19 protein-coding genes and 1 tRNA gene are annotated in these 25,289 nt (G+C 71.2%); 2 read left to right on the forward strand and 18 right to left on the reverse strand.

Going from position 1 to position 25,289, the window contains the following annotated elements; all coding sequences use genetic code 11:
- Positions 1–160: 160 nt before the first annotated feature.
- Positions 161–235, forward strand: a tRNA-Cys gene (locus tag OHB41_RS19205).
- 147 nt (positions 236–382) lie between these two features.
- On the opposite strand, the gene OHB41_RS19210 is transcribed toward OHB41_RS19205, so the two are convergent.
- From OHB41_RS19210 to OHB41_RS19270, 13 genes are all read right to left on the reverse strand, one after another.
- Positions 383–2,944: a beta-propeller fold lactonase family protein gene (locus OHB41_RS19210; RefSeq protein ID WP_266699455.1), complete on the reverse strand. Its 2,562-nt coding sequence runs from the start codon at positions 2,942–2,944 to the stop codon at positions 383–385.
- A 725-nt stretch (positions 2,945–3,669) separates the two neighbouring features.
- Positions 3,670–4,089: a DUF6479 family protein gene (locus OHB41_RS19215; RefSeq protein ID WP_526024938.1), complete on the reverse strand. Its 420-nt coding sequence runs from the start codon at positions 4,087–4,089 to the stop codon at positions 3,670–3,672.
- A 39-nt stretch (positions 4,090–4,128) separates the two neighbouring features.
- On the reverse strand, positions 4,129–5,307 hold the full coding sequence (locus tag OHB41_RS19220) for an SUKH-4 family immunity protein (RefSeq protein ID WP_266699457.1): 1,179 nt from the start codon (positions 5,305–5,307) through the stop codon (positions 4,129–4,131).
- 239 nt (positions 5,308–5,546) lie between these two features.
- Positions 5,547–5,732 (reverse strand): hypothetical protein, encoded by a 186-nt coding sequence (locus tag OHB41_RS19225; protein WP_266699458.1) that lies wholly within the window; start codon positions 5,730–5,732, stop codon positions 5,547–5,549.
- Positions 5,729–8,035, reverse strand: coding sequence for a xanthine dehydrogenase family protein molybdopterin-binding subunit (locus OHB41_RS19230; RefSeq protein WP_266699459.1), 2,307 nt, complete (start codon positions 8,033–8,035; stop codon positions 5,729–5,731). The genes OHB41_RS19225 and OHB41_RS19230 overlap by 4 nt, the downstream gene beginning before the upstream one ends.
- Positions 8,032–9,585, reverse strand: a complete 1,554-nt coding sequence (locus OHB41_RS19235) for a (2Fe-2S)-binding protein (protein WP_266699460.1) — start codon at positions 9,583–9,585, stop codon at positions 8,032–8,034. The genes OHB41_RS19230 and OHB41_RS19235 overlap by 4 nt, the downstream gene beginning before the upstream one ends.
- Positions 9,582–10,475, reverse strand: a complete 894-nt coding sequence (locus OHB41_RS19240; RefSeq protein WP_266699461.1) for an FAD binding domain-containing protein — start codon at positions 10,473–10,475, stop codon at positions 9,582–9,584. The genes OHB41_RS19235 and OHB41_RS19240 overlap by 4 nt, the downstream gene beginning before the upstream one ends.
- A 282-nt stretch (positions 10,476–10,757) precedes the next feature.
- Positions 10,758–12,422, reverse strand: a complete 1,665-nt coding sequence (locus OHB41_RS19245) for a beta-N-acetylhexosaminidase (protein ID WP_266705991.1) — start codon at positions 12,420–12,422, stop codon at positions 10,758–10,760.
- Between the two features lie 13 nt (positions 12,423–12,435).
- Positions 12,436–13,281 (reverse strand): carbohydrate ABC transporter permease, encoded by an 846-nt coding sequence (locus OHB41_RS19250; RefSeq protein WP_266699462.1) that lies wholly within the window; start codon positions 13,279–13,281, stop codon positions 12,436–12,438.
- Complete coding sequence (locus tag OHB41_RS19255; RefSeq protein ID WP_266699463.1) at positions 13,278–14,222, reverse strand: carbohydrate ABC transporter permease; 945 nt, start codon at positions 14,220–14,222, stop codon at positions 13,278–13,280. Before OHB41_RS19255 ends, OHB41_RS19250 begins: the two co-directional genes overlap by 4 nt.
- Before the next feature lie 4 nt (positions 14,223–14,226).
- The gene (locus tag OHB41_RS19260; RefSeq protein ID WP_266705993.1) at positions 14,227–15,516 is read right to left on the reverse strand and encodes an extracellular solute-binding protein; all 1,290 of its coding nucleotides are present in this window, start codon (positions 15,514–15,516) and stop codon (positions 14,227–14,229) included.
- Positions 15,517–15,803: 287 nt separating this feature from the next.
- Entirely contained in the window at positions 15,804–16,100 is a 297-nt protein-coding gene (locus OHB41_RS19265; protein WP_010986534.1) for a DUF3039 domain-containing protein, read from the reverse strand.
- A gap of 159 nt (positions 16,101–16,259) precedes the next feature.
- Positions 16,260–16,835 (reverse strand): YqgE/AlgH family protein, encoded by a 576-nt coding sequence (locus OHB41_RS19270; protein ID WP_266699464.1) that lies wholly within the window; start codon positions 16,833–16,835, stop codon positions 16,260–16,262.
- Between the two features lie 280 nt (positions 16,836–17,115).
- Between OHB41_RS19270 and murA the strand changes: the two genes are divergently transcribed.
- Positions 17,116–18,462, forward strand: a complete 1,347-nt coding sequence (murA, locus tag OHB41_RS19275) for a UDP-N-acetylglucosamine 1-carboxyvinyltransferase (protein WP_266699465.1) — start codon at positions 17,116–17,118, stop codon at positions 18,460–18,462.
- A 125-nt stretch (positions 18,463–18,587) separates the two neighbouring features.
- Here the strand turns inward: murA and OHB41_RS19280 are convergent, their stop codons facing one another.
- The 5 genes from OHB41_RS19280 to OHB41_RS19300 all read right to left on the reverse strand — a co-directional run bounded on the left by OHB41_RS19280 (position 18,588) and on the right by OHB41_RS19300 (position 25,079).
- Positions 18,588–18,869 (reverse strand): HU family DNA-binding protein, encoded by a 282-nt coding sequence (locus OHB41_RS19280; RefSeq protein ID WP_148008648.1) that lies wholly within the window; start codon positions 18,867–18,869, stop codon positions 18,588–18,590.
- A 452-nt stretch (positions 18,870–19,321) separates the two neighbouring features.
- Complete coding sequence (locus OHB41_RS19285) at positions 19,322–20,743, reverse strand: NAD-dependent malic enzyme (protein WP_266699466.1); 1,422 nt, start codon at positions 20,741–20,743, stop codon at positions 19,322–19,324.
- A gap of 429 nt (positions 20,744–21,172) precedes the next feature.
- On the reverse strand, positions 21,173–23,632 hold the full coding sequence (locus tag OHB41_RS19290; RefSeq protein ID WP_266699467.1) for a HelD family protein: 2,460 nt from the start codon (positions 23,630–23,632) through the stop codon (positions 21,173–21,175).
- Positions 23,633–23,715: 83 nt separating this feature from the next.
- Positions 23,716–24,501, reverse strand: coding sequence for an anti-sigma factor family protein (locus OHB41_RS19295; RefSeq protein ID WP_266699468.1), 786 nt, complete (start codon positions 24,499–24,501; stop codon positions 23,716–23,718).
- A 38-nt stretch (positions 24,502–24,539) separates the two neighbouring features.
- On the reverse strand, positions 24,540–25,079 hold the full coding sequence (locus OHB41_RS19300; protein WP_266699469.1) for a sigma-70 family RNA polymerase sigma factor: 540 nt from the start codon (positions 25,077–25,079) through the stop codon (positions 24,540–24,542).
- Positions 25,080–25,289 lie beyond the last annotated feature (210 nt).

Raw genomic sequence — 25,289 nt, forward strand, 5'->3', positions numbered from 1 at the left:
GGTCGTACGACCACCCGTGCGCCGCACCCGCGAGGCGTTTCGTGAACGGCGTGTGGCAGTCCCGTTGCAGCGGGTGCGGATCCCTTGAGCCCCGCCCGTGCCTGCGCCTACGTTCGACCCATCAGGTTCGGAACGAGTGAGCCGTGCCGCACCTGAGAACGGCCGTGTGCCCGAGTGGTTCAGGGACTCGCCTGCAAAGCGAGTTACGCGGGTTCGATTCCCGCCACGGCCTCCACCGCCTGACCAGGCAGAAGACAAGGGCGGCACCCTCCAGTGCACACGGTTCAAGGCCCCCCGGGATGATCCCAGGGGGCCTTTGGCATGGACGCGGTCGCCAGCTCACTTGTCATGCGGCCCATTCAGGACCTGTGGCCTCAGGTACTCAGGTCCTGACCGTCAGGTACTGCCAGCCGCCCCACGTGCTCACGTTGGTGGTGTCCTTCGAGCTGTGGACGTACTCCGAGCGCACCCGGAATTTCTGGTTGACCGCGTGGGAGAGGCTCAGCCGCGCCGCCACGGCGCTCTTGGAGGCGAGCGTGAAGCAGCCCGAGGTGCTGAGCGTGTGCCAGGCACCGCTGTAGTACTGCTGGACCTGCAAGTGCACGCACTGGCCGGACTTATTCGGCGACACGGTCGTGGTCACCGTTGGCTGCACCGTGTGGTGGTAGACGCGGTAGGTCGTGCCGCTGTACGTGGTAGTCGTGTAGTAGCCGCTCAGAGCCTGCGCGACCTTCACCTGGTCGCTCACGGCGCGGGTGGCCGTGGCCGGGGCGTAGCGGTAGTCGCCCGCGTAGGAGGCGGTGAACGTCGTGTTGCTGGCGAGCTTGTACGTGGCCGTCAGGTTGCCCTTGCTGTCCACGGTGCCCGTCTTGACCAGCGTCTTCTTACCGCCGGCGGGCGTGGCGTAGAGCGAGACCGTACGGCCGTTGTACGTGGTGCCCAAGTGGGCGGTGACGGTGGCCGTCGCGCCGTACGCGTAGGTCGAGGCGTTGGCGGCCACGGACAGGCTCGTCGTGGCGCGCGAGACCTGGACGATCGCGGAGGCGGCGGCCGCCCGGTGGCTGATGTCGCCCGCGTAGCTGACCGTGTAGGTGTTGCTGCCGCCGGTGGACGGGGTGTCCTTGACGATGATCGTTCCGTCGGCGGCCACGGGGGCCGTCCACGTCACGGGCGTCGTGGTGTGCGCCGCGTCCGTGTGGGTCACGGTGACCGTCTCGCCGCTGTCGTACGGGCCGTCGCCCAGCACGGCGCCGAAGCTCAGCGCGGCGCCTCGCGTGGCGGTCGTAGGGGCCTTCAGCGTGAGGGCCGGGGCGTAGGGGGAGATGGTGGTGCTCACGTCGTTCGCGCCCGGCTGGTGGGTGATGTCACCCCCGAACGACAGGCGGTAGGTGAACCATCCGGCTGTTCCCGGGTCGTCGGTGACCGTGAACCGGCCGGTGGCCGGGTCGACCGGGGCCGCAGGGAGCCGCGTCGACTCGTGCGTGTCCTCGTTCGTCCGGGTCACCTCGACGGTGTCGCCCTGTGCAAAGGGGCCGCGGCTCAGGTCGGTCATGACCGTGCCGGTGAAGGCCACCTCGTGCGGCGCCGCCGAGCTGAACTCCGGGTACGGGATGGAGGTTCCGAGTCTGGACACCCCCACCGTCAGCGCGGTGGTCGCGGGCCGGTGCGTCGCGTCGCCGGCGTAGGACACCTCGTAGGTGTACGTGCCCTCGTCCTGGCGGGTGTCGGTGATGCTGAACGAGCCGTCCGCGCCGACCGTGGCGTCGGGCAGATCGGTGCCGTCGCGGGTGATCTTCAGCGTGGCGCCGGCCGGCACGAAGCCGTGGCCGCCCACCGTTCCGTTCAGCGTGAACTGCTGGGCGGGGATCGCGTACGGCGACGGGGTGTTCAGGGAGAGCTGGGTGTCCGTGAGCTTGGCGTCGCCGAGGATGTCGAGGGTGTAGGACCCCTTGTCCTGGGTGACGGCGTAGAGCGTGCGGCCGTCGGTGCCCCAGGCGAGGCCGTCGCGGGCGACGGTGCCGGCCGGGAAGGCGAAGTGGTTCTCGGCGATCTGGTCGGCCGCGTAGACGTAGGCGCCCGCGCCCGAGCCCGCGGTGCTGCCGAGGGCGATCGTGCCGTCGGAGTCGACCGCGACGGAGTCCGGGGAGGAGCTGACGCCGCCGGTGTAGTACCCGTAAGGCTTGGCGGCGCTTAGGTCCGCCGTGCTGTACACGTACACGGAGGCCGACTGCGGAACGAGCAGTTTCGTGCCGTCCGCGGTGACCTGGACGGGGCCCGTCGCGGCGCCGCCGAGGCCCATGTCGACCTTGAGGGAGGCGGTCCCGGAGGAGACTTCGTAGGTGGCGACGTGGGTCATGGAGGACTGGGCGTCCTGCACCGCGAGCACCCCGCCGCCTGTGCTGAGAAGGGGGGCGGCCGACCAGTGCGGCATGACGGGCTGCGGGGTCGGCGCGGGGTCGGCGGCGGAGGGGTCCACCGAGCCGACGGTGCCCTTGCCGTCGTCGGCCGTGTAGCCGTACCAGACCTTGCCGCCGGCCACGGCGACGGAGACCGGGGTGCTGGCGGTGCCGGTGCCGACGCGGCCGGTCTCGGTGAGCGTCGCCGTGTCGATGGCGGCGATCGCGTCGCCGTCGGTCAGGGCCGCGTACAGCGTCTTGCCGTCGGCGGACAGCGCGAGGCCGTCAGCGCCCTGCTCGTCGTCGATGGTGGTGACGGGGTTGCCGGACAGGTCGGTCACCACGATGCCGGTTGTGCCGGCGCCCTGACTGAAGAAGAGGTGCTGGTGAGCGCCGTCGACCATCATGTGGGCGTAGTGCGACAGCGGCAGCGCGGCCGTGTTGTCGGCGTCGGCCCAAGCGACAGGCCCGGTGAGGCCGACGGTAGCGGTGGTCAGACCCGCGACGACGGATATCGCCGCCGCGAGCGAGACCTGCTTGAGGCGCATGGGGCTCCTGGAGAGAGGGTGGACAGGCAGCCGCACGACCAGGCCGGTCCCTGACAGGACGGCCGACGGGTGGATGCCGGACGCACATGAGACCGCTGACCTCCCCTTTTGGTTGTACCGCTGCGTCGTGAGGTTCGGGGCTGCCGCCACCTTCAGTGGTGGCGCGGTCGACTTCGACCAGGTGACGCTCAGCGGAGGCAGGGGCAACTTCACCAACGCGACGTTCAGCGGCACCGTGTTTGTGTGGGGTTCTCTTCCTGTGCCGGTGGGTGCCCGGACTTGGCTGATCTCCGGTCAAAGCTAGAGCTGAGGCGATGATGCGCTGGCATTGCCCCAGGTCAAGCAGCTTTCACGTCCCGCTGGTCGGCGGTCTTGAAACCCGTCGTGGCAGCGATGTCACCACAGGTCGGCTGCGGACTGCTCCGTCTCGGTTACCGTCTCATTCACCCCGGTCCGGAGCCGTCCCCAGCGGTTTACGCGGCGGGCACGCGTAAGGAAATGGACAGGCGCGAACGAATCTGGATCACGCTTTGACCAGCACGGACAAATCTGCCAAGCCAGTTACGCGGGTTCGATTCCCGCCACGGCCTCAAAAGGTCCGCAGGCCCCGCCGCGGGGCAGGCGAACGGGGCACCGCGGGTGGTAGGTCCGCGCGGTGCCCCGGTGTCGGCGGGCCGGTGCCCCGGTGAGGGCGGTCTCAGCGGGGCTTCTCGGGGCCGGGTGCCTCAGTGGGGCCCCAGGCCGCCGCTGCCGAACGAGCCGCTTCCGCCCTCGACCCAGCGTGGTCGCTCCTGCGACGCGCTCGGCCGGGACGAGTGGGCCAGTTCGTACGGGGTGAGGGCGTGCCCGCTCTTGTCCACCTTGGGGATCTCGGCGGCCTCTCGGATCTCACGGACCTCGTGGACCGCACCGCCCGGTGGCAGCTGCGGCTGCTCCTCGGGGCGCGGCAGTTGTTCGCGTGCTCGGATGCGGCAGCCCAGCCAGAGACTGCCGGCCAACAGGGTCACGAGGGCCACGGCGACCAGGAACAGCCCGAGGCTGAGCAGGCCGCTGGGCGCTGCAATCTGCATCGATGCGGTACTCATATCAGTCAAATACCCACAAAGACCCTCATCAATCAGCCACCCTGACCCGATACGGCCCATCCTGTCCGAATACGGACCGTCCTGATGCGATGAGGACCACTACGCGTACAGCGTGCCGCCCGCCTGGTCCTCGAACGCCTCCGGCCAGTAGCGCCAGCCGTCGTCGCCGTCGAGCCTGGGGGTCGGGTCGCAGGCGACCGGGTCGACCGCGGCGAGGGTCTGCGCCATGGTCGCGGCGAGCTGCTCGTAGGAGTCGGTGAGGTCGTACGCCGCGTCGATCGACTTCTCGCGGTGCAGCAGCCAGAGGGTGAAGGCGAGCGTGGAGATGTCGGCGTTGAGCGGGCGCAGCGTGGCGTCCGGCTCGCTCCAGGCGAGGACCGCGCCCGTCGTGCCGTCCACGACGAGGCTGGTGTCCTCCAGGAGATAGCCGAGGCGTATGAGCCGGTCCGCCGTCGCGGGCAGCTCCTCGGCGGCGAACTCCTCGGCACGCTCGTCCGCGTAGTACTCGGTGAGGGCCGGCAGCGGCACCTCCGTGTCCAGCTGGAAGAGCAGGCCGTCCTCCGGCAGGCCCGTCTCGCGCAGGAAACGGCGCGTCGGCTCGTGCACGAGCGCGGGCGGGAAGTCGACGTCCTCGAAGCGCATGATCGCGCCCGGACCGAACTCCTCGTCCAGCAGCCGCTGCGGCAGGTCGAGCAGGAGCCCCTCGCCGGGGCCCGCGATCCGCGCGAGGGGGCGGATCAGCGCGGCCATCCGCCAGTACGCCGCCACCTCACCGCCCGCGCCCGTCTCGAAGACCTCGGTCAGCGACTCGGAGACCTCCATGACCGCCTTCGGCCCGAACCGGCCCCCAAGGGACGCGAACTTCCCCTGGGGCGCGGCCAGCTCCTCCGTGGCCGCCGCGAAACGCACCAGCGCCTCCAGGGACGGCGCCAGCGGAGCGAGGTCCATCAGGGCGGGGTGGGAGGAGATGTGCGTCGTGCCGACCTTTCCGGTCGACCCGTCCAGCACGATCGACTCCAGGTCCCGGTCGAAGGTCCGCAGCGCCCCGATGACCAGCTGGTCACGGAGCTCCTCGGCGAGCTTGTCGGCGTCCGAGGCCAGGTCCGTCACCCTGCGCAGACCGTGCTCCCGCAGGGTGCCGAACCCCAGCAGTGTGCCGTCGGACGGCAGTCCCGGGCCTGTCAGCCGGTGCCGTGTGTCCGCGTGTGTGATGTACGGATCCAGCTCGCCCTCGGTCAGCGTGATCGCGCCGACGACATCGGTGTCAGTCGTGCTCATGGCTCCCCCGCGCATGTGAACGCTTGTGTGCTTCCCCCGGGCAACACCCCACCGCCCAGCGGCTGTTCCCCACTGACCGAGAACCATACGCCGCCCCACTGACAACGCCGGAAACTCGCAGGCACACGGTGGGCACCGCCGGGAAACCTGCCGGTTCAAGCCACCCACGGCAGGACCTGGCGGGGTTCGGACGTCCCGCACGCGGAGCGTCGAGCACTCAGGCCCACGCTCCGTCGCCCTCAGGTGAAGTACACGCCGCCCAGCACGACCGCCAGGGCCGCCACGAAGAACAGCAGCACCCAGATCATGAGCTTGCCCACACTGGGCGGAGGTTCGTAGCGCGGCAGGTCCCCGTCGCCGTCCTGCGGCTGCGGCTGCGGCTGCGGCTGCGGGGGCTCCTCCTCCGGGGGCTCTGACGTGGTCATGCGGTCGTCACCACCGCGGCCTGCGGGCGGATCGGGAGGCGGTTGACCGGGCGCCCGGTCGCCGCCCGCACGGCGGACGCCACTGCGGCCGGGGACGTCACGACCGGCACCGCACTGGCCGCCTTCGCGCCGAAGGGCGCGACGACGTCCCGCTCCTCGACGAGCTTGACGATGCGGATGTCGGGCGCGTCCAGGGCGGTCGGGAGGGCGTAGCCGGTCAGGTCGGGGTGGCGGACCAGGCCGCGCGCGGTCCGCAGGTTCTCGGAGAGCGCCGCGCCGACGCCCTGGGTGACACCCGCCTCGATCCGGGCCGTGAGCTGCGCCGGGTTGAGGATCCGGCCGACGTCCTGGGCGAGCGCGAGTTCGACGACCCGTACCGAGCCCAGTTCGATGTCCACGTCCACCACCGCGCGGATCGCACAGAAGGCGAGGCCCACGAAGGCGTCGCCCTGCCCCGTTTCGTCCAGCGGCTCGGTCGGGTGCGGGCGGCACTGCGCGGTGGCCCACAGCTCCTTGCCGTCCATCGCCTCGGTGACGGTCGTGGAGAGCACGCCGTCGTACGACGTGATCTTGCCGTCGGTGATCTGGAGCAGCTCGGTGGACATGCCGAACTTGTGCGCCAGGGGCTGCAGCAACTGCGTACGGACCATCTTCGCCGCGCGTTCGACCGCTCCGCCCGACACCCACGTGTGGCGGCCCCGGCAGCTCGGTCCGGCGGGCGGCTGGTCGGTGTCGACCGGTGCCACGTGCACCTCGTCGATGCCGAGCGTCTCCTGGACGATCTGCCGGGCCAGCGTGGTGAAGCCCTGACCGGTCTCGACGGCCGCGCAGAGCACCGTGGCGACACCGTCGTGGACCTTGACCGTGGCCGTGGAGACCTCGTCCGTGCCCTCCGCGCCGAGCATGTGGACCATGCCGAGGCCGTAGCCGACTCCGCGGCGCACGGCGCCGGGCTCGCCCGCGCCCTCGGGGCCGCCCGGGAGCAGCCACTCGTCCTCGGGCGTGTCCTTGGGGAGCGCGGGGAGCGGGAAGTCCCGTACGGCCTGGAGGAGTTCCGCGACCGGGGCGGGGCAGGTCACCGTCTGGCCGGTCGGCAGCACGTCACCGGTGGCCATCGCGTTGCGCAGACGCAGCTCCGCCGGGTCGACGCCGAGTTTCTTCGCCAGCTTGTCCATCTGCGCCTCGTAGGCGGCGCAGACCTGCATGGCGCCCTCGCCGCGCACATGGCCGGAGGGCGGGTTGTTGGTGCGTACGGCCCAGCCCTCGATGAAGGCGTTCGGGACGACGTAGGGGCCGCACGCGAAGGAGACCGCCGCGGCCAGCGACTCGGAGGACGTGTCGGCGTACGCGCCCGCGTCGAGCAGGATCTGCGCCTCGACCTTCACCAGCTTGCCGTCGCCGTCCGCGTGGTGGCGGTAGCGCAGCAGCGTGGGATGGCGGTGGGCGTGGCCGAGGAAGGACTCCTCGCGCGTAGCGGTGAGTTTCACCGGGCAGCCGGTCTTCAGGGCCAGCAGTCCGAGCGGGAGCTGGAAGCCCTGGTCCTCGCGGTCCGCGGTGGCGCCGGGCACGCCGGTGACGACGACCTTCACGCGCTCGGGCTCCAGGCCGTAGCAGGCGGCGGCCGTGTCGCGGTCGGCGTGCGGGTCGGTGGAGGCGATGTAGAGCTCCACCCCGCCGTCGGGGCGGGGCACGGCGAGGCCGGCCTCCGCGCCGATCGGGGCCGGGTCCTGGCGGCCGATGCGGTAAAGGCCCTCGACGACGACCTCGCCCGCCGCGTCGGGATCGCCGTGGCGCAGCGGGATGTGCCGGATCAGGTTGCCGTCGGGGTGCAGCGGTTCGGCCTCGAAGGCCTGCTCCGGGTCGGTGACCGGGTCGAGCACCTCGTACTCGACGATGACGGCGGCCGCGGCCATCCGCGCGGTGTCGGGGTGGTCGGCGGCGACGGCGGCGATGGGCTCGCCGTGGTGGCGGACGACCTCGGAGGCGAAGACGGGGCGGTCCGCCCTGCCGCGGCCGTGCAGGGCGGCGCCGGGCACGTCCTCGTGGGTGATGACCGCGCGTACGCCGGCCATCTCGCGCGCGTGGCTGGTGTCGATCGACACGATGCGCGCGTGCGGGTGGGGCGACCTGAGGACGGCCGCCCAGAGCAGGCCCTCGGCCCACAGGTCGGCCGCGTACGGGAAGGTGCCCTCCGTCTTGGCGCGGGCCTCCGCGGCGGGCAGCGACACGCCGAGCCCGTGCGGCAGCGGCTCCGGTCCGGTCTCGGTCGCCGCGGCAGTCGCGGTCACGGTCTCGTTGCTCACGCCTGGCCTCCGTCCTGGCCGTACGGCTGCTCGTACGGCGCCCGGGCGTCGTACGGAGAGGGGTCCTCGTACGCCGACGGGTTGACTCCGCCGGCGCCGGGGCCCGCCTGGTGCGGGATGCGTGGTTCGTCCGCGTCCGGCACGGACTCGGCGGCGGCGGCGCTGTGCGCCTCGCGTTCGGCCACGACCTCGCGCACGGCGTCCAGGACCCCCCGGTAGCCGGAGCAGCGGCACAGGTTGCCGCAGAGCGCCTGGCGGGCCTCCAGTTCGGTGGGGGCGGGGTTGCCCTCCAGGAGGTCGTGCACGGTCATGGCCATGCCCGGTACGCAGAAACCGCACTGCACCGCACCGCACTTGGCCAGCGCGCGCTGCACGTCCGAGGGCTGGCCGTCGGCGGCCAGGCCCTCCACGGTGCGTACCTCGCTGCCCGCCGCGGTGACGCCCGGCACCAGGCAGGACGCCACGAGCCGCCCGTCCACCTGCACGTTGCAGGCGCCGCACTCGCCCTGCGAGCAGCCGTCCTTGGCGCCCGCTAGACCGAGCCGCTCGCGCAGGACGTAGAGCAGCGACTCGCCGATCCAGGCGTCGGTCACCGGGCGGTCGGCGCCGTTGACGCGCAGGACGTACGAGGCGAGGGGGTGTTCGTCGTGCGCGGACGTGCCGGAGGGCTCGTCCGCGGCGTCGGCGGCGGCGACTTCGGCGTCGGGGGCCGTGGAGTCGTCCTCGCCGGAGGCGGGGCCGGGCGGCCGGGCGGAGTCCGGTTCGCGCGCTTCGAGGGGCGCGGAGAGGGTGCCTTCCGCGGACAGGGGTCCGGCGACCGGTTCGGAGGCCTCGTGAGCGCGCTCCACGGCCTGCTGGGCGGCCTCGGCGGGCCGTTCGGCATGAGTCGGCCGCGCGGGCGCCCCGGGGGCCTCAGCGGCCTCAGGAGCGGCCGTCGGCGGTGCGGCGGACCAGGGTTCCCCGATGGCCTCGGTCGTCGCCCAGGGCGCGGACGCGCCGCCGGGGAGCGTGGCGGGCGGGGTGCCGCCCCACTGCTCGACGAGCGCCGAGGTGGTGAACTCGCCCGATTCGTCCGGAAGATCACCTCCGGCGACCGGAATCGACCACTGTCCGGTGACGTCGTGCCCGGGAGCGCCGCCCGCGTGGTGCCCGCCGGAGGCGCCCTCCTGGGCCACCTCCCCGAAGTCCCACTGCCCGGTGGCGCCGGGGTGGTACGAGAACCCGTCGTGCGAGGTCCGGTGATGTCCGGTGTCCTGGTGCGCGGTGCCCGGCTCGGGCCACTGGGCCGCCTCGCCCGGCGCGCCCCAGGCGTCCGTGCCGCCCTGGTCCTGCGCCGGGGGCGCCGCGGTGATCTCCGGGGGCACATAGCCGTGTCCGGGCGCCGCGAGCGGGCTGTTGCTGTTGCGGTCCCGTTCCGCGAGGAGGGCTTCGATGCCTCCCTCGGGGAGCTTGACGAAGGCGGTGGCGCCGTCGTCGTAGTCGCCCTGCGGGAGGGGATCCCAGCGGCCCCTGCCCTGCGGAGCGCCCTCTTCGTGCTGGTCGTCGGTCACGACAGTGCCCTCCCCAGTGCTCGTCGGGCCAGCGCGGCGACGGTGCGGCGCAGATGCAGTACGGCGGGCGGAAGTGGTTGTACGGAACCGTCCTCGGCCGGGACGGGGTCGGGAATGCAGGCCGCCGCGACGTACTCGCCGAACGCGGTGAGCGCCTCCGGCACGATCGCGCGGTTGTTGTCCCAGTCGATCAGCTGGGCGACCCATGCCTCCGCGTCCAGGGGACGCAGCGGCATCGGAGCTATGGCTCCGACGGCGCACCGCACGCCGCGCCGGGCCGGGTCGAGGACCAGCGCCACGGACGCGATCGCCCGCCCGGGACCGGTGCGTCCCGTCGCCTTCAGGAAGACCTGCGGGGCGTGCAGCAGCGGAACGCGCACGTAGCCGATGAGTTCACCGCCGCGGAGCATTTCCATGCCCGCGAGCAGGTGCGACACCGGGATCTCCCGGCGGGAGCCGCCCTGGCCCGCGATGACCAGCGTGGCCTCCAGTGCGGCCAGCACGGGCAGCGCGTCCCCGGTGGGGGCGGCCGAGGCGATGTTGCCGCCCAGGGTGCCCGCGTTGCGGATCTGCGGCGGCCCCGCGGCGCGCGCGGCGGCGGCCAGCGCGGGGATGAGGGCGGCGAAGTCGGGGCGCCCCATGCGGGCGTGGGTGAGGCCGGCGCCGAGCAGCGCGTGGCCGTCCTGGTACTGCCAGCCGCGGATCTCGCTGATCCGGCCGAGGCCGACGAGCGCGGCGGGCCGCAGTTGTCCGGAGTTGACCGCGGCCATGAGGTCGGTGCCGCCGGCCACCGGAACGGCGGCGGGCATGGCGGCCAGCGCCGCCACTGCCTCGTCCAGCGAGGCGGGCAGCGTCACGGCCTGCGCCGCCTGCGGTGCGTGCGTGGTCAAACCGGCTGCCCCTTCCCGCTGCCCCACCTGGTCCCACCTGTGTTGCGCGTACGGTACGTGCTGACAGGGCGGACGTGGCAACTCTGGCACATCTTCCCCGGCCCCCGACGCGGGGGTCCGCTAGGAGGCATTCGCCCCCCTCACCAGGGAGATGGTCCGTTTTCGTACGGCATCGCCGGTCAGTGCGAATTGCCACTCTTCGGTGACCCTTGGGCCTCTTTTTCCTCGTCGGGCCCCGGTGGCGGACCCGGGCGGTCCGGGACACGCCGCCCGGGAGCCGCCTCACACGTTTGGGGGCGCCCCCTCGATCGGGCGTCCGAGCACCCCCGGGCGCTTTTGCCACGGAAGCGGGCCTCCGGGCGGCCGATAGGCCACTCCCAGGGCGTCAAGTCGCCCGTAGTGGGCGGCCATCCGCCGCTCGAAGCCGGCGAAGTCACGCTCCGCGGGGGCCGGAAGCGCGCTCCAGGCGACCTCCGCGAAGGCCGCGAGCCGGGGAAAGACCTGGTAGTCCACGCGCGCGGGGTCCTCCATCACCTCGGTCCACACGTTGGCCTGGGTGCCCAGCACATGCCGCGCCTCCGCCTCGGTGAGCTCGGACGGAACGGGCTCGAAGCGGTAGACGTCCTCCAGGGTGCGGACGTAGGCGATGGGCACCGGCTCGTCCTCGCCGGCGTCCTGGCGGTAGTCCAAGTACACCTGCTGCTCGGGGCACATGACGACGTCGTGGCCCGCGCGGGCGGCCGTGATGCCGCCCTGGTACCCCCGCCACGAGGACACCGCCGCGCCGTCCGCGAGCCCGCCCTCCAGGATCTCGTCCCAGCCGATCAGCCGACGGCCGCGCGCCGAGAGCCAGTTGTCGAAATGCCGGACGAACCAGGACTGCAACTCGTCCTCGTCCGCGAGATCCAGCTCCTGGATACGCGCCTGCGCGGCCGGCGACCGCTCCCACTGTTCCTTGGCGCACTCGTCGCCGCCGATGTGGAAGAAGTGCGAGAACGGCCCGGCGTCCGCCGGGAACAGGTCGAGGAGTTCCTCGAACACCCCCTCGTAGAAGCGCAGGGTGTCGTCAGTGGGGGCGAGTACGTTTTTGGAGACGCCCCAGGAGTCCCAGACGGTCAAGGAGGCGGTGTCGATGACGTCGGAGTTGCCCAGTTCCGGATACGCGGCGATGGCGGCCTGCGAGTGCCCCGGGATGTCGATCTCCGGCACGACGCTGATATGCCGCTCGGCCGCGTACGCGACGATCTCGCGGATGTCGTCCTGGGTGTAGAAGCCCCCGTGCGGCTTCTCCTCCCACAGCGGCGAGGCGCGGTGGCCGAATTTCGTGCGCGCCCGCCAGGATCCGACCTCGGTCAGCCTCGGGAAGCGCTTGATCTGAACACGCCACCCTTGGTCGTCGGTGAGGTGGAAGTGGAAGACGTTGAGTTTGTGCGCGGCCAGCAGGTCGAGGTGACGCAGGACGCCTTCCTTCGGCATGAAGTGCCGGGACACGTCGAGCATGAGACCGCGCCAGGGGAATCGGGGGGCGTCCTCGACGGTCACCTCCGGCAGTTCCCAGTCCCGGTCCGGCCGCAGCGGAGCCCTGCGGTACGCGTCGGGGCCGAGCAGTTGCCTGAAGGTCTGCGCGCCCCAGAAGACCCCCGCCGGGGCGCCTCCCTCGATCCGGTGCGTGCGACCCTCGACGACGAGCCGGTAGCCCTCGGGGGCGAGGTGCGGATCGATGCCCAGCACGATCCGGTGGTCGGTGTCGTGCCCGTCCCCCAGGCCGAACCCGGTGGCCGCGCCCAGCGTGGCCCGCAGCCAGCGCGCCACGCCCTCGGTGCCGAGCCGGGCCTCGATCGTCGTCCGCGCGTCGATGCCCGCCCGCCCGCCGAGGCCTTCCTGCCGGGGGCGGCCCGGTGCCCACGCGAGGTGCCGCGGCGCCGGGATCAGCCCGGAATCCGTCATGTCCATCAGTCCATCAGTCCTTCACCGCTCCGCCGAGGCCGGAGACCAGTCGTCGCTGTACGAGTACGAAGAAGATCAGCACGGGAATCGTCATCACCGTGGACGCCGCCATCACGCCGCCCCAGTCCGGCTCGTCGGGCTTGTAGAAGACGAGCAGGGCCATCGGCAGGGTGGACTGCGAGGTGTCGCTGATGATGAAGGACTTGGCGAACAGGAAGTCGTTCCAGGCCGAGATGAAGGAAAAGACGCTCGTGGCCACCAGCCCCGGGAAGACGAGCGGGAAAAGGATCTGCCAGAGGAATCGCGCGCGGCTCGCCCCGTCGATGTACGCGGCCTCCTCCAGCGCGTCCGGCACGGCCTTCACAAAACCCCGCAGCATCCAGATCGCGAAGGGCAGCGAGAAGGCGATGTGGGGCAGGATCAGCGAGCCCAGTGTGTTCAGCTGACCGAAGTCCCGCATGAGGAAGAAGAGGGGGATCGTCAGCGCCTCCACGGGCACCATCTGCGCGACCAGGAACATGATCAACAGGGTGGTCCGGAAACGGAAGCGGAATCGCGTCACCGCCGTCGCCGCGAGAAACGCGATCAGCGCCGAGACGACGACCACCGAGCCCGCCACCACAAGGCTGTTGAGGAAGTAGCGGCCGAATTCCTGCTGCCCGAAGACCCGCCGGAAGGAATCCAGGGAGGGCGAAAGCGTCCAGGGCCGGGGCTCGGTGGACTCGATCTCACCGGCCGGTTTGAAGGCGCTGAGCACCATCCAGTAGAGGGGGAAGGCGACGACCACCGCGATCAGCAGCGCGGACGCCTCCGCGGCGAGCCGCCACGGCCGGCGCACGGCGATTCCCGGAAAGCTCACAGTTCCTCCCCCTGCCCGCGCAGCAGCCTCAGGTACACGAGCGTGACCGCCAGCAGGATCACCAGCATCACCACACCGATCGCCGAGCCGAGACCGTACTGCGAGGAGGCGAACGCCTTCTGGTACGCGTAGACGTTCAGCACGAGGTTCTGTCCGGCGATGCCGCCTCCGTTCGTCATCACGTAGATCTGCGTGAAGACCTTGAAGTCCCAGATGACCGACTGGATGGTGACGACCACCAGGATCGGCCGGAGCATCGGCGCGAGCACCGAGCGCCAGATCCGCCACTGCGAGGCCCCGTCCAGCGCGGCCGCCTCCAGCACCTCGGCCGGGACGGCGCGGATCCCCGCGTACACCGTCACCATCACGAACGGGAAGGAGCACCACACCACTTCGAGCAGGACGAGCGCGAAGGCGCTGTAGCGGCCGTACGTCCAGGAGTGGTCCCCGATGCCGAGCATCCGGTCGACGGGACCGAAGTCGGGGTCGAAGAGGAACAGCCAGACGGTGGAGCCGGTGACGGCCGGGGTCGCCCAGGCGCCGAGCGCGGCCAGCATCAGCGCCAGCCGCGGCAGGGCCCGCACCCGGGTGAGAAGCACCGCGAGCGCGCAGCCGACGGCCAGCGTGGAGACCACGCAGGCCGCCGCGAACACCACGGTGGCGGCCAGTACCTGCCAGAACTGGTCGTCGGCGAAGAGCGCCGTGTAGTTGCCGAAGCCCTCGAAGGTGGTCGGCTCGCCGCCGCTGACCTGCGCCTGGGTGTAGTTCAGGAACGAGATCAGGCCGAGCTGGTAGACGGGGTAGACGAGCAGCCCGCCGAGCACGACGAGGGCGGGGGCGAGGTAGAGCCAGGGGGTCGGGCCCGCACCACGGCGCCGGGGCCGGGCGGGCGCCGCTTCGGTCGCCGGGGCCCGCCCGGCCACGGCCTCTTGCGTGGTCATCCGCTCAGCCCGCGGAGCTGAACGCGTCGTTCATCTTCTTCGCCGCGTCCTTCGAGGCCGCCGCCACGTCCTTCTTGCCGCTGATGACCTCCTGGAACATGGTCGGCAGGACGAGCGAGGCGTCGATCTGCGACCAGGCCGGCGACGCGGGCACGAACCTGGCGCCCGAGGCGAGCGTCTTCACGAAGGGCGCGACGAACGGCTGCTTCCTGGCCACGTCGTCCCGCACGTCGGTGTACGTGGGCAGGAACCCCATGGCGTCGAAGAGCGCGGCCTGGGTCTTCTTGCCGGCCAGCTCCTCCATCAGGTCGACGGCGAGCGTGCGGTGCGAGGTGCTCTTCAGGACGCCGATGTTGTTGCCACCCGCGAACGCCGGGGCGATCCGGCCCGCCTTCAGGCCCGGCAGCGGTACGACGGCGTACCTGCCCTTGATCTTCCCGGCCTCGATCGCGGCGTGGCTGAAGTCGCCGCCGATGGCCATGGCCGCCTTGCCGGAGGAGAACGCGGTGACCGTGTCGTTGCCGGTCATGCCCGCGCACTTGGCGGCCGGACAGTTGTCGTCGCCGAAGAGCGAGGTGTACGTCTTGATGCCCTTCTGGGCGGCGGCGCTGTCGATGGTGGCCGCGTACGAACCGCCCTTGCCCTCGGCGAGTTCACCGCCCCGGGACCAGATGAACGGCATCGCGCCGTAGGTGTAGGCACCGCCGACCGCGAGCCCGTACAGGTCCGGTTTCGCCGCCCGGATCTGCCGGGCGGCGGCGACCAACTCGTCCTGGGTCCTCGGGACTTCGATGCCGAGGTCCTTGAAGATGTCGGTGCGGTAGTAAAGGGCGCGGACGCCGACGAAGAAGGGAGCGCCGTAGATCTTCCCGTCCACCGTCACCGACTGCCTGGCCGTCGGGTCGGTGTCCTTGGACTCGCTCCAGTCCGCGAACTCCTCGGTGACGTCGGCGAGTCCGCCGTCCTTGACGTACCCGGCGGTGTCCGTGTTGCCGTACTCGATGACGTCCGGGGCGCTCTTCGGGTCGTTGAAGGCGGCCTTCATGCGCTGGGCGCGGGTCTCCACGGGGATGTACTCGATGGTGACCCTGGTGTCCTCGTGGGCCTTCCTGAAGGTGTCGACGGCGGCGTCGACGACCTTCTCCTTCGGCGCGTTGCTGACCTCCTGGAAGAGCCAGACGCGCAGCGTGCCGGTCTTCTCGTCCTTCTTGGAGGCGGAGTTGCCGGAGCTCTGGGGGGCGCAGGCGCTGGCGGTGAGAGCGCCGACGGCGAGTGCCGTCGCGGCGGCGGCCATGCGGACGGAGAGATTCGCCGTGCGGACGGAGAGGTTCAGCTGGAACTTCATCGAGCGGCCTCCGGTGGGGGGTGCGTTGCAACATGCGCAATGGGGGTTTTGCTCTGCACAACACACCGGAGGCTATGGAGTACATGAACATGCCCACAAGAGGTCTCCACCACTCTGTGACCACAGGACGCACTCCGTGCAACGCGCGCACGAAAGGACCGCGGCACCCCGCACGGGGATGCCGCGGTCCTGCTCGCTCCACGCGGCGAACCGCGCCCGCGAGGGCGCGGGGGGCTCTACTTCTTGTCGCCGCCCTTGTCCTTGTCGCCACCGGCGCCCATGGACTCGTAGATCTCCTTGCACATGGGACACACGGGGTACTTCTTCGGGTCGCGGCCCGGGACCCACACCTTGCCGCAGAGGGCCACGACGGGCGTGCCGTCGAGGGCGCTCGCCATGATCTTGTCCTTCTGGACGTAGTGGGCGAAGCGCTCGTGGTCCCCGTCGCCGTGCGACACCTGCGGCGTCGGCTCCACGAGGGTCCCCGTCCCAGTGCCGCGCTGGGGCTGGGTCTCAGGCTCAAGAGTGCTCATGGGAGCAAGGGTAGTCAACGACGCGCCGCTACAGCGACGGGCCCGCGTCACAGATGGACAGCCGTACGAGGAGCGACCGCCTCCGCGGCCGTTCGCGCCGCCGGGGAACCCCTGCCCGAGACCGGGCGCGGCGACGGGAACCGGGCCGGAGCCCGCACGTCAGTTCAGGGAAGGGTCGTCCGGATACGTCGCCACCATCGCCAGCTCGTTGCGCTGGCGGCGCAGCACCTCGCGCCACAGGCGTTCCGGGGACGGGGACGAGACGTCCCCCGGTTCGGACTCGACCACGTACCAGGCGCCCTCGACCAGCTCGTCCTCCAGCTGGCCGGGGCCCCAGCCCGCGTACCCGGCGAAGATCCTCAGGGAACCGAGGGCCGAGGCGAGGAGTTCGGGCGGTGCCTCCAGGTCGACCAGGCCGATCGCGCCGTGCACACGCCGCCAGCCGAGTGGTGCGCGCTCCCCGGACGCCATGCCGCCCGGGATCACCGCGACACCCAGTGCCGAGTCCAGCGACACCGGGCCGCCCTGGAAGACGACACCGGGCTCCCCGGCCAGGTCCGCCCAGGCCTCCAGGATGTCGCTGACATCCACCGGGGTCGGGCGGTTGAGGACGACACCGAGCGAGCCCTCCTCGTCGTGGTCGAGGAGCAGCACCACCGCGCGATCGAAGTTCGGGTCCGCCAGGGCGGGCGTGGCCACGAGCAGCCGTCCTGTGAGCGAGGACACCTCGGTCATGCCAGACATGATCCCGCATCTTCCCCGCGTAGGGGGACCCAATACCCGTAACCGAGTGAATGCAGCTCAGGGCGCAGGGAAGCGCCCCCCGCGCACAAGGCTTCCGGTGACCCGGTGTGCCCGATACGGAACGGTTCGTGTTGTGGCAAAGCTATGACGCTCCTGGGTGGTCCTCGGGCTTACGGAAGGGGGGTGGGCGGCGATTACCCTTGCTGTTCGGCTCCCGCCCAACAGGCCTGCCGATGCGCCCCCCTGCCCAACTCTTCGGATCGCGAGACACATGACCGTCAACGGCTCTGACGATGTACTGATTGTCCACGGCGGAACCCCGCTCGAGGGCGAGATCCGGGTCCGCGGTGCGAAGAACCTCGTACCGAAGGCCATGGTCGCCGCCCTGCTGGGCAGCGCGCCGAGCCGGCTGCGGAACGTCCCCGACATCCGCGACGTGCGTGTCGTGCGCGGACTGCTGCAGCTGCACGGGGTGACGGTGCGGCCGGGCGAGGAACCGGGCGAACTGGTGCTCGACCCCTCGCACGTCGAGAGCGCGAACGTCGCGGACATCGACGCGCACGCGGGCTCGTCCCGGATCCCGATCCTCTTCTGCGGTCCGCTGCTGCACCGCCTGGGCCACGCCTTCATCCCGGGCCTCGGCGGCTGCGACATCGGTGGCCGTCCCATCGACTTCCACTTCGAGGTGCTGCGGCAGTTCGGCGCGAAGATCGAGAAGCGGGCGGACGGGCAGTACCTGGAGGCCCCGCAGCGACTGCGCGGCACCAAGATCAAGCTGCCGTACCCGTCCGTGGGCGCCACCGAGCAGGTGCTGCTGACCGCCGTCCTGGCGGAGGGCGTCACGGAGCTCGCGAACGCGGCCGTGGAGCCGGAGATCGAGGACCTCATCTGCGTACTGCAGAAGATGGGCGCGATCATCGCCATGGACACCGACCGGACGATCCGCATCACCGGCGTGGACTCGCTCGGCGGCTACACCCACGCGGCTCTGCCGGACCGTCTGGAGGCCGCCTCCTGGGCGTCCGCGGCGCTGGCGACGGAAGGCAACATCTACGTCCGGGGCGCCCAGCAGCGCTCGATGATGACGTTCCTGAACACCTACCGCAAGGTGGGTGGCGCCTTCGAGATCGACGACGAGGGCATCCGCTTCTGGCACCCCGGCAGCCAGCTCAAGTCGATCGCGCTGGAGACGGACGTCCACCCGGGCTTCCAGACCGACTGGCAGCAGCCGCTGGTCGTCGCCCTGACGCAGGCCACCGGCCTGTCGATCATCCACGAGACGGTCTACGAGTCCCGCCTCGGCTTCACCTCCGCGCTCAACCAGATGGGCGCGCACATCCAGCTCTACCGCGAGTGCCTCGGCGGCTCGAACTGCCGCTTCGGCCAGCGCAACTTCCTGCACTCCGCGGTCGTTTCGGGCCCGACCAAGCTCCAGGGCGCCGACCTGGTCATCCCCGACCTCCGCGGCGGCTTCTCGTACCTGATCGCCGCTCTCGCGGCCCAGGGCACCTCCCGGGTCCACGGCATCGACCTCATCAACCGCGGCTACGAGAACTTCATGGACAAGCTCGTCGAGCTCGGCGCGAAGGTGGAACTGCCCGGCAAGGCGCTCGGCTAGACACGGTCGGACGTGCCCGGCACGTCACGGTCGCCACGACGACGATGGGGCGGCCCCCCGGTGAAGGGGGCCGCCCCATTGGCGTTACCGGACCTCGTGCGCCGTCCCGTGGCACACGCAGGAACCTACTTGCCCTTGGCCGCTTCCTTGAGCTTGCTGCCCGCGGAGACCTTCACGCTGTAGCCGGCCGGGATCTGGATCGGGTCGCCGGTCTGCGGGTTGCGCGCGGTGCGAGCGGCACGGTGGGTGCGCTCGAAGGTCAGGAAGCCGGGGATGGTGACCTTCTCGTCGCCCTTGGAGACGATCTCGCCGACGGTCTCGGCGAACGCGGCCAGAACGGCGTCGGCGTCCTTGCGGGTCACCTCGGCGCGGTCGGCCAGCGCGGCCACCAGCTCACTGCGGTTCATGTTGTTACTCCCGTGTTCTTCTTGCCGTTGAGGCGTGCCACGCGGCGGAGCCGCATGTCGGATGCGGCGAAGCCGATGCTGCCAGGGTCCTCGGTCGGTCCCCGGACCCGGGTCCGTAGCCAGACCCTCGCGCCCGAAGACGCATCCTGCCCCCACCTGCGGCGGGAAAGCCAATCCGGCACCCCTGGGAGTCACACGAACACCCTTGGGAGTCACACGAAAAGCGCCACTGCCTCAGTGTGGTGACGCTCCGTCCGCTCCCGGCAGCGGACCGCAAGGCCTGCGAAAGCCTGAGCCTGGCCGCCACCCTAGAGGGCGCCCGCGGGCCCCGCGTTCCACGACGCGCCGGTGCCGGACCGGCCGTGGCGATCGTCACAGCCGGTGCGCGCCCGGGCGTGGCCCGCGCCGGCGGTCCACGCGTCCTGCGCGCCCCCGAACCGGCGCGCCGGGGTCTACTCGGCCGCCGACGCCCCCGCCGCCTTCGCGGCGTTGCGCACCGCTCCGGCGACCGCGCCCGCGACCTTGTCGTTGAAGACGCTGGGGATGATGTAGTTCGGGTTCAGCTCGTCCTCGGTCACGACGTCCGCGAGGGCGGCCGCGGCGGCCAGCATCATCTCCGTGTTGACCGTGCGCGACTGGGCGTCCAGCAGGCCGCGGAAGACGCCCGGGAAGACCAGCACGTTGTTGATCTGGTTGGGGAAGTCGGAGCGGCCGGTGGCGACAACTGCCGCCGTCTGGCGGGCGATTGCCGGGTCGACCTCGGGGTCGGGGTTCGCGAGCGCGAACACGATGGCGTCCTCGGCCATGCCGGCCACGTCGTCGCCGTCCAGCACGTTCGGGGCGGAGACGCCGATGAAGACGTCGGCGCCGCGCACGGCCTCCTTCAACGTGCCCGTGAGGCCCTCGGGGTTGGTGTTGTCGGCGATCCAGCGCAGGGCCGAACCATGGGCCGCGTCGACCAGGTCCGCGCGGTCGGCGTGCACGACACCGTGGATGTCGGCGACGACCGCGTTCTTGACGCCCGCGGCGATCAGCAGCTTGAGGATGGCCGTACCGGCCGCGCCCGCGCCGGACATGACGACCCGGATGTCACCGATCGCCTTGCCCGCCACCCGCAGCGCGTTGGTGAGGGCGGCCAGGACGACGATCGCGGTGCCGTGCTGGTCGTCGTGGAAGACGGGGATGTCGAGGGCCTCGCGCAGCCGGGCCTCGATCTCGAAGCAGCGCGGCGCGGAGATGTCCTCCAGGTTGATGCCCGCGAATCCGGGGGCGATGGCCTTGACGATCTCGACGATCGCGTCGGTGTCCTGGGTGTCCAGGCACAGCGGCCAGGCGTCGATGCCGGCGAAGCGCTTGAAGAGGGCCGCCTTGCCCTCCATGACCGGCAGCGCGGCCTTCGGACCGATGTTGCCCAGGCCCAGCACGGCCGAGCCGTCCGTCACGACCGCAACGGAGTTGCGCTTGATGGTGAGGCGGCGGGCGTCCTCGGGGTTCTCGGCGATCGCCATGCACACCCGGGCCACGCCCGGCGTGTAGATCATCGAGAGGTCGTCACGGTTGCGGATGGGGTGCTTGGACTGCATCTCGATCTTGCCGCCGAGGTGCATCAGGAACGTACGGTCCGAGACCTTGCCGAGGGTGACGCCCTCGATGTGGCGCAGCTGCTCCACGATCTCGTCGGCGTGCGACGTGGAGGTCGCCGCGATGGTGACGTCGATCCGGAGCTTCTCGTGACCGGAGGCGGTCACGTCGAGGCCGGTCACCGAGCCTCCGTGGGACTCGACGGCCGTGGTGAGCTGGGAGACCGCGGTTCCGCTCGCGGGCACCTCCAGCCGGACCGTCATCGAGTAGGAGACGCTGGGCGCCGTTGCCATGGCCGACTTCCTCTGCTTTTCACCGTGTACTGCCGTGTCGCGGGTATGCCGTCCGATCGTCGCACCTACCGCGGAGTACGTGGTAGCCGCCCCGGGTTGCGAACGTTTTGTTCGCGAGCGCGAGAACTTTTCGGAAAACCGGTTCCACCATACGAGAACTCACCTGGCGGTGGAAGGGCGGACCGGGAAGGACCACGCGCCGCGAAAATGAACTTTCGGGACGGGAATTGCCTAGCGGGGATCCTTTGTTACCGTGGACGTGACACCGGCCCGATCCAAGCCCCCGGGCCCAACCTTCGTCGCTACGAGCGACCACTTGCCGCGAGGCGAGCATGGCGGGTCGGTGTCGTGAACGAACGAGAGGCCCACGTCACCCCGTGACGTGGGCCTCTCGCCGCACCCCCCCCGGGCGCCCGGGGGGGGTGCGCCTCAGTCGCGCAGCAGGTCCGGCACCCCGTTCCCGTCCGGCTCGTCCCGCTCACCGGAGACGATGGTCAGCTGCTGCGTGGCACGGGTCAGCGCGACGTACAGGACCCGCAGGCCCGCGGGCGACTCGTCGGCGATCTCCGCCGGCGAGACGACCACCGTCGCGTCGTACTCCAGCCCCTTCGCCTCCAGGCTGCCGAGCGCCACCACGCGGTCGCCCAGGCCCGCGAGCCAGCGGGCGGCCTCCTCGCGCCGGTTCATGGCCACGACGACGCCCACGGTGCCGTCCACCCGGTCCAGGAGGTGCGCGGCCTCGGCCCGGACGGTCTGCGCGAGCGAGTCCTCCACGACCGCGAAGCGCGGCGCCACGCCGGTGGACCGGACCGCCGACGGGGCCTCGGATCCCGGCATGGCGAGGGCCAGGACCTTGGCGGCCAGCTCGGCGATCTCGGCGGGGTTGCGGTAGTTCACGGTCAGGGTGAAGCGGCGCCGGGGACGGCTGCCCAGGGCCTCGTCACGGGCCTGCGCGGCCTCGTCCGGGTCGGACCAGGAGGACTGCGCGGGGTCGCCGACGACGGTCCAGGTGGCGTGCCGCCCGCGTCTGCCCACCATCCGCCACTGCATGGGCGTGATGTCCTGCGCCTCGTCGAGGATGACGTGCGCGTACTCGGTCCGCTCCTGGGCCAGCCGCTCGGCCCGCTCGCGCTGCGACTCCTCGCGCACGGGCATCAGCTCCTCGAGACCGGTGAGCTGGTCCAGCGGGTCCAGATCGCGCCGCTTCCTGGGCCGCGCGGGCGCGCCGAGGATCGCCTGGAGCTCGTCCAGCATCGCCACGTCGTGCACGGACAGACCGTCCCGCTTGAGCGAGCGCGCCACCCGGCGGACCTCGCCCGGGTTCAGGATCCGCCGCGCCCACCGCCCGAGCCGCCGTTCGTCGGCCATCGCCTCCAGCACCCCGCGCGGGGTCAGCTCCGGCCACCACGCGTCCAGGAACGCGATGAAACTGTCCTCGGAGGCGACGTCCTCGTCGAACGACGAGCGCAGCTCCGCGGCCAGCTCGGGGTCCGAGTGCCGGGTGCCGGCGCCGGACCGCGCCCACAGCGCGTCCAGCAGCAGCTTGCGGGCGCGCGGGCGCAGCAGGTTCACGGGGGCGGTCCCGCTCAGCGCGTTCTGCTTGACGCGGTCCAGCTCGGCCGCCTCCAGCTCCAGGCGCCGTCCGAAGGCGACGACCCGCAGCCGCACCGGCGGCCCGGTCGGGGCCTCGGAGGTGTCCGCGCCGAAGGCTAGCTGCTCCCCGGAGCTCCCGGAGCCCGCGGTGCTCCGACCGGAGGCCCTGTCGGGCCGCCGCGAGCCCGCTCCCTGCCGGGAGCCGCCCGGCGCCTCCAGCGCCCCGCGCGCCGCCTTCCGGAGCACCTTGAGCATGCGGTAGGAGCCCTTGGCGCGGGCGACGGCCGGGGAGTCGTACAGGGTGGCCTCCGCGTCGTCGACGAGGGAGCCGATGGCGCGGATGGCGACCTGGCCCTCCTCACCGAGGGAGGGCAGCACACCCTCGGTGTAGGCGACCAGGAGCGGGGTCGGGGAGACGATCAGGATGCCGCCCGCGTACCGGCGGCGGTCCTGGTAGAGGAGGTAGGCGGCGCGGTGCAGGGCGACGGCGGTCTTGCCGGTGCCCGGTCCGCCCTCCACGTACGTCACGGAGGCGGCGGGGGCCCGGATCACCAGGTCCTGTTCCGCCTGGATCGACGCCACGATGTCCCGCATGGTGTGGCTGCGGGCCTGGCCGAGGGCGGCCATGAGGGCGCCGTCGCCGATCACCGGGAGCGCCTGGCCGTCCAGGGTGGCCTTGAGCTCCGGGCGCATCAGGTCGTCCTCGACCCCGAGGACCCTGCGGCCCTTGGAACGGATCACCCGGCGGCGGACCACCCGGCCCGGGTCGACCGGCGTCGAGCGGTAGAAGGGGGCCGCGGCGGGCGCCCGCCAGTCGATGACGAGGGGCGCGTAGTCCGCGTCCAGCACCCCGATACGGCCGATGTGGAGCGTCTCGGCGATGGAGGCGTACTGACCGGTCTCGTCCGTGCGGACCGCGCCCTCGGCCGGTTCGACGGCCGTGTAGGCGCCGTCCGGACCCTTCTTGCCGTCCTTCCCGGGCAGAAGGTCGATCCGGCCGAAAAGGAAGTCCTCGAACTCGTTGTTGAGGCGGTTGAGGTGAATTCCCGCCCGGAACACCTGGGCGTCACGCTCCGCGAGCGCTCCCGGCGTACCGACCTGGCCGCGCTGGGCGGCGTCGTTCATGAGGAACTCCGCCTCGTGGATCTTCTCCTCGAGGCGCCGGTACACCCGGTCCAGATGTTGCTGCTCGACCCCGATCTCCCGCTCCCGTACGGAGTCGTCCTTGACGGACTCCTCCGGTACGGAACCGTGGACCGGGCCGAGCGCGGTTTCCTGCTGAGCCTGAGCGGCCACCGGGCCCCCTTCTGACGTGCTGGGCAGCCGTCAACCGTACGCGAAGGGGACCCCGTGAGGCTACGTGCGCGCCCTGGCCTCGCTCACGCGTTCACCTGTACGAGCCGCTGGCCGTCGAAGGTCATGACCTCGAAGTGGTCGATCTGGTTGGGCGTGAAGGCCGCTCCGCCGTGCACGTAGAGAGGGCTCTTCGCCTTTTCCTCCGTGGCGCCGGCGATGCCGTAGCCCCAGCCCGGGACCGCCCAGGAGGTGACCGTCTCGCGCTCGCCGTTCTTGCCGACGGCGATCAGGGAGCACTTGAGCGGTCCCTTGACGTTCGAGAGCTGGAGGACCGCGTGGGTGCCCCAGTCCTTCGACTCCACCGCGACGGTCGCCTTGACCTTGGTCTTCGGGTCCGTGGCGGTGACCTTGTCGGTCATCGTCTGGAACGCCGCCTTGGCCGGGCTGGTGGCCATCGCCGCGGGCGTCCTGGTACCGCCGTCGCTGCCGCCGTTGACCGCCATCACGGTCAGCGGACCGCCGATGATCAGTGCCGCCGCCGCGGCCACCAGGTACATTCCGCGCCGGCGCTTGACGGCGCGCCGCTGCGAGACCTCGTCGACCAGCCGTTCCGCGAGCCGTGGGCTCGGGCGGGCGGACAGCGACTCGCCGATGGCCGGGGTGCCCTGCGCGGCGGGCAGATCCGCGAGCGCGGCGAGCATCGGTTCCATCCCGGCGAGCTCGTCGAGCTGCTGGCCGCACCACTCGCAGGTGGCGAGGTGGGCCTCGAAGGCCGTGGCCTCCGCGTCGTCGAGGATGCCGAGGGCGTAGGCGCCGACGGTTTCGTGGATGTTGTCACCGGGATTCTGCTGTCCCCGTGGTCCCTGCATGGCTCCTGGACCGCCCGTTCCGAATCCCCCGTACGCGTTCATGCCGTCACCCCCCGCTCCTCCAGCGCCAGCTTCATCGAGCGCAGGGCGTAGAACACCCGGGAGCGCACGGTTCCGCTGGGTATGCCGAGCGTTTCGGCCGCCTCATTGACCGTACGCCCTTTGAAGTACGTTTCGACCAGAACCTCCCTGTGGGCAGGGGTCAGGTCGTCCAGCGCGTCAGACAGTGTCATCAGCCACAACGCCTTGTCGATCTCGTCCTCCGCGGGGATGACCTCCAGCGGTGCCGGGTCCACCTCCTGCGGCCGGGCCTGCCGGCTGCGGTGACCGTCGATGACGATGCGCCGGGCGACCGTCACCAGCCAGGGTCGTACCGAACCGGTCGCCCGATTGAGCTGACCGGCGTTCTTCCAGGCACGGATGAGTGTTTCCTGTACGACGTCCTCGGCACGCTGCCGGTCGCCGGCGACCAGCCGCAGCACGTATGCGAGCAAGGGCCCCGCGTGCTCCCGGTACAGCGCACGCATCAGCTCCTCGTCGGGTTCGTTGTTCGACGAAGCCGACGCGGACGGATTCATGCGATGTCGGGCCCTTGACCTTCGTTCATCAGCCACGGCCGAATCCTTGCGCACGCCTACCTCCGGTGTCCGGGGGTTCCCCCAGTCGGTCGCTCATGACGGGGTACGTGCGGGGGCGGGCCCGTGTTCAAAGGGGCGGTACATATTTCCTGGGGGAGTTGTGAAGATCTCTCCATGACCACTCCGTGCGATCGGAAGATCACGTAGGGG

The organism is Streptomyces sp. NBC_01571 (genome assembly GCF_026339875.1).
Lineage (GTDB): Bacteria > Actinomycetota > Actinomycetes > Streptomycetales > Streptomycetaceae > Streptomyces.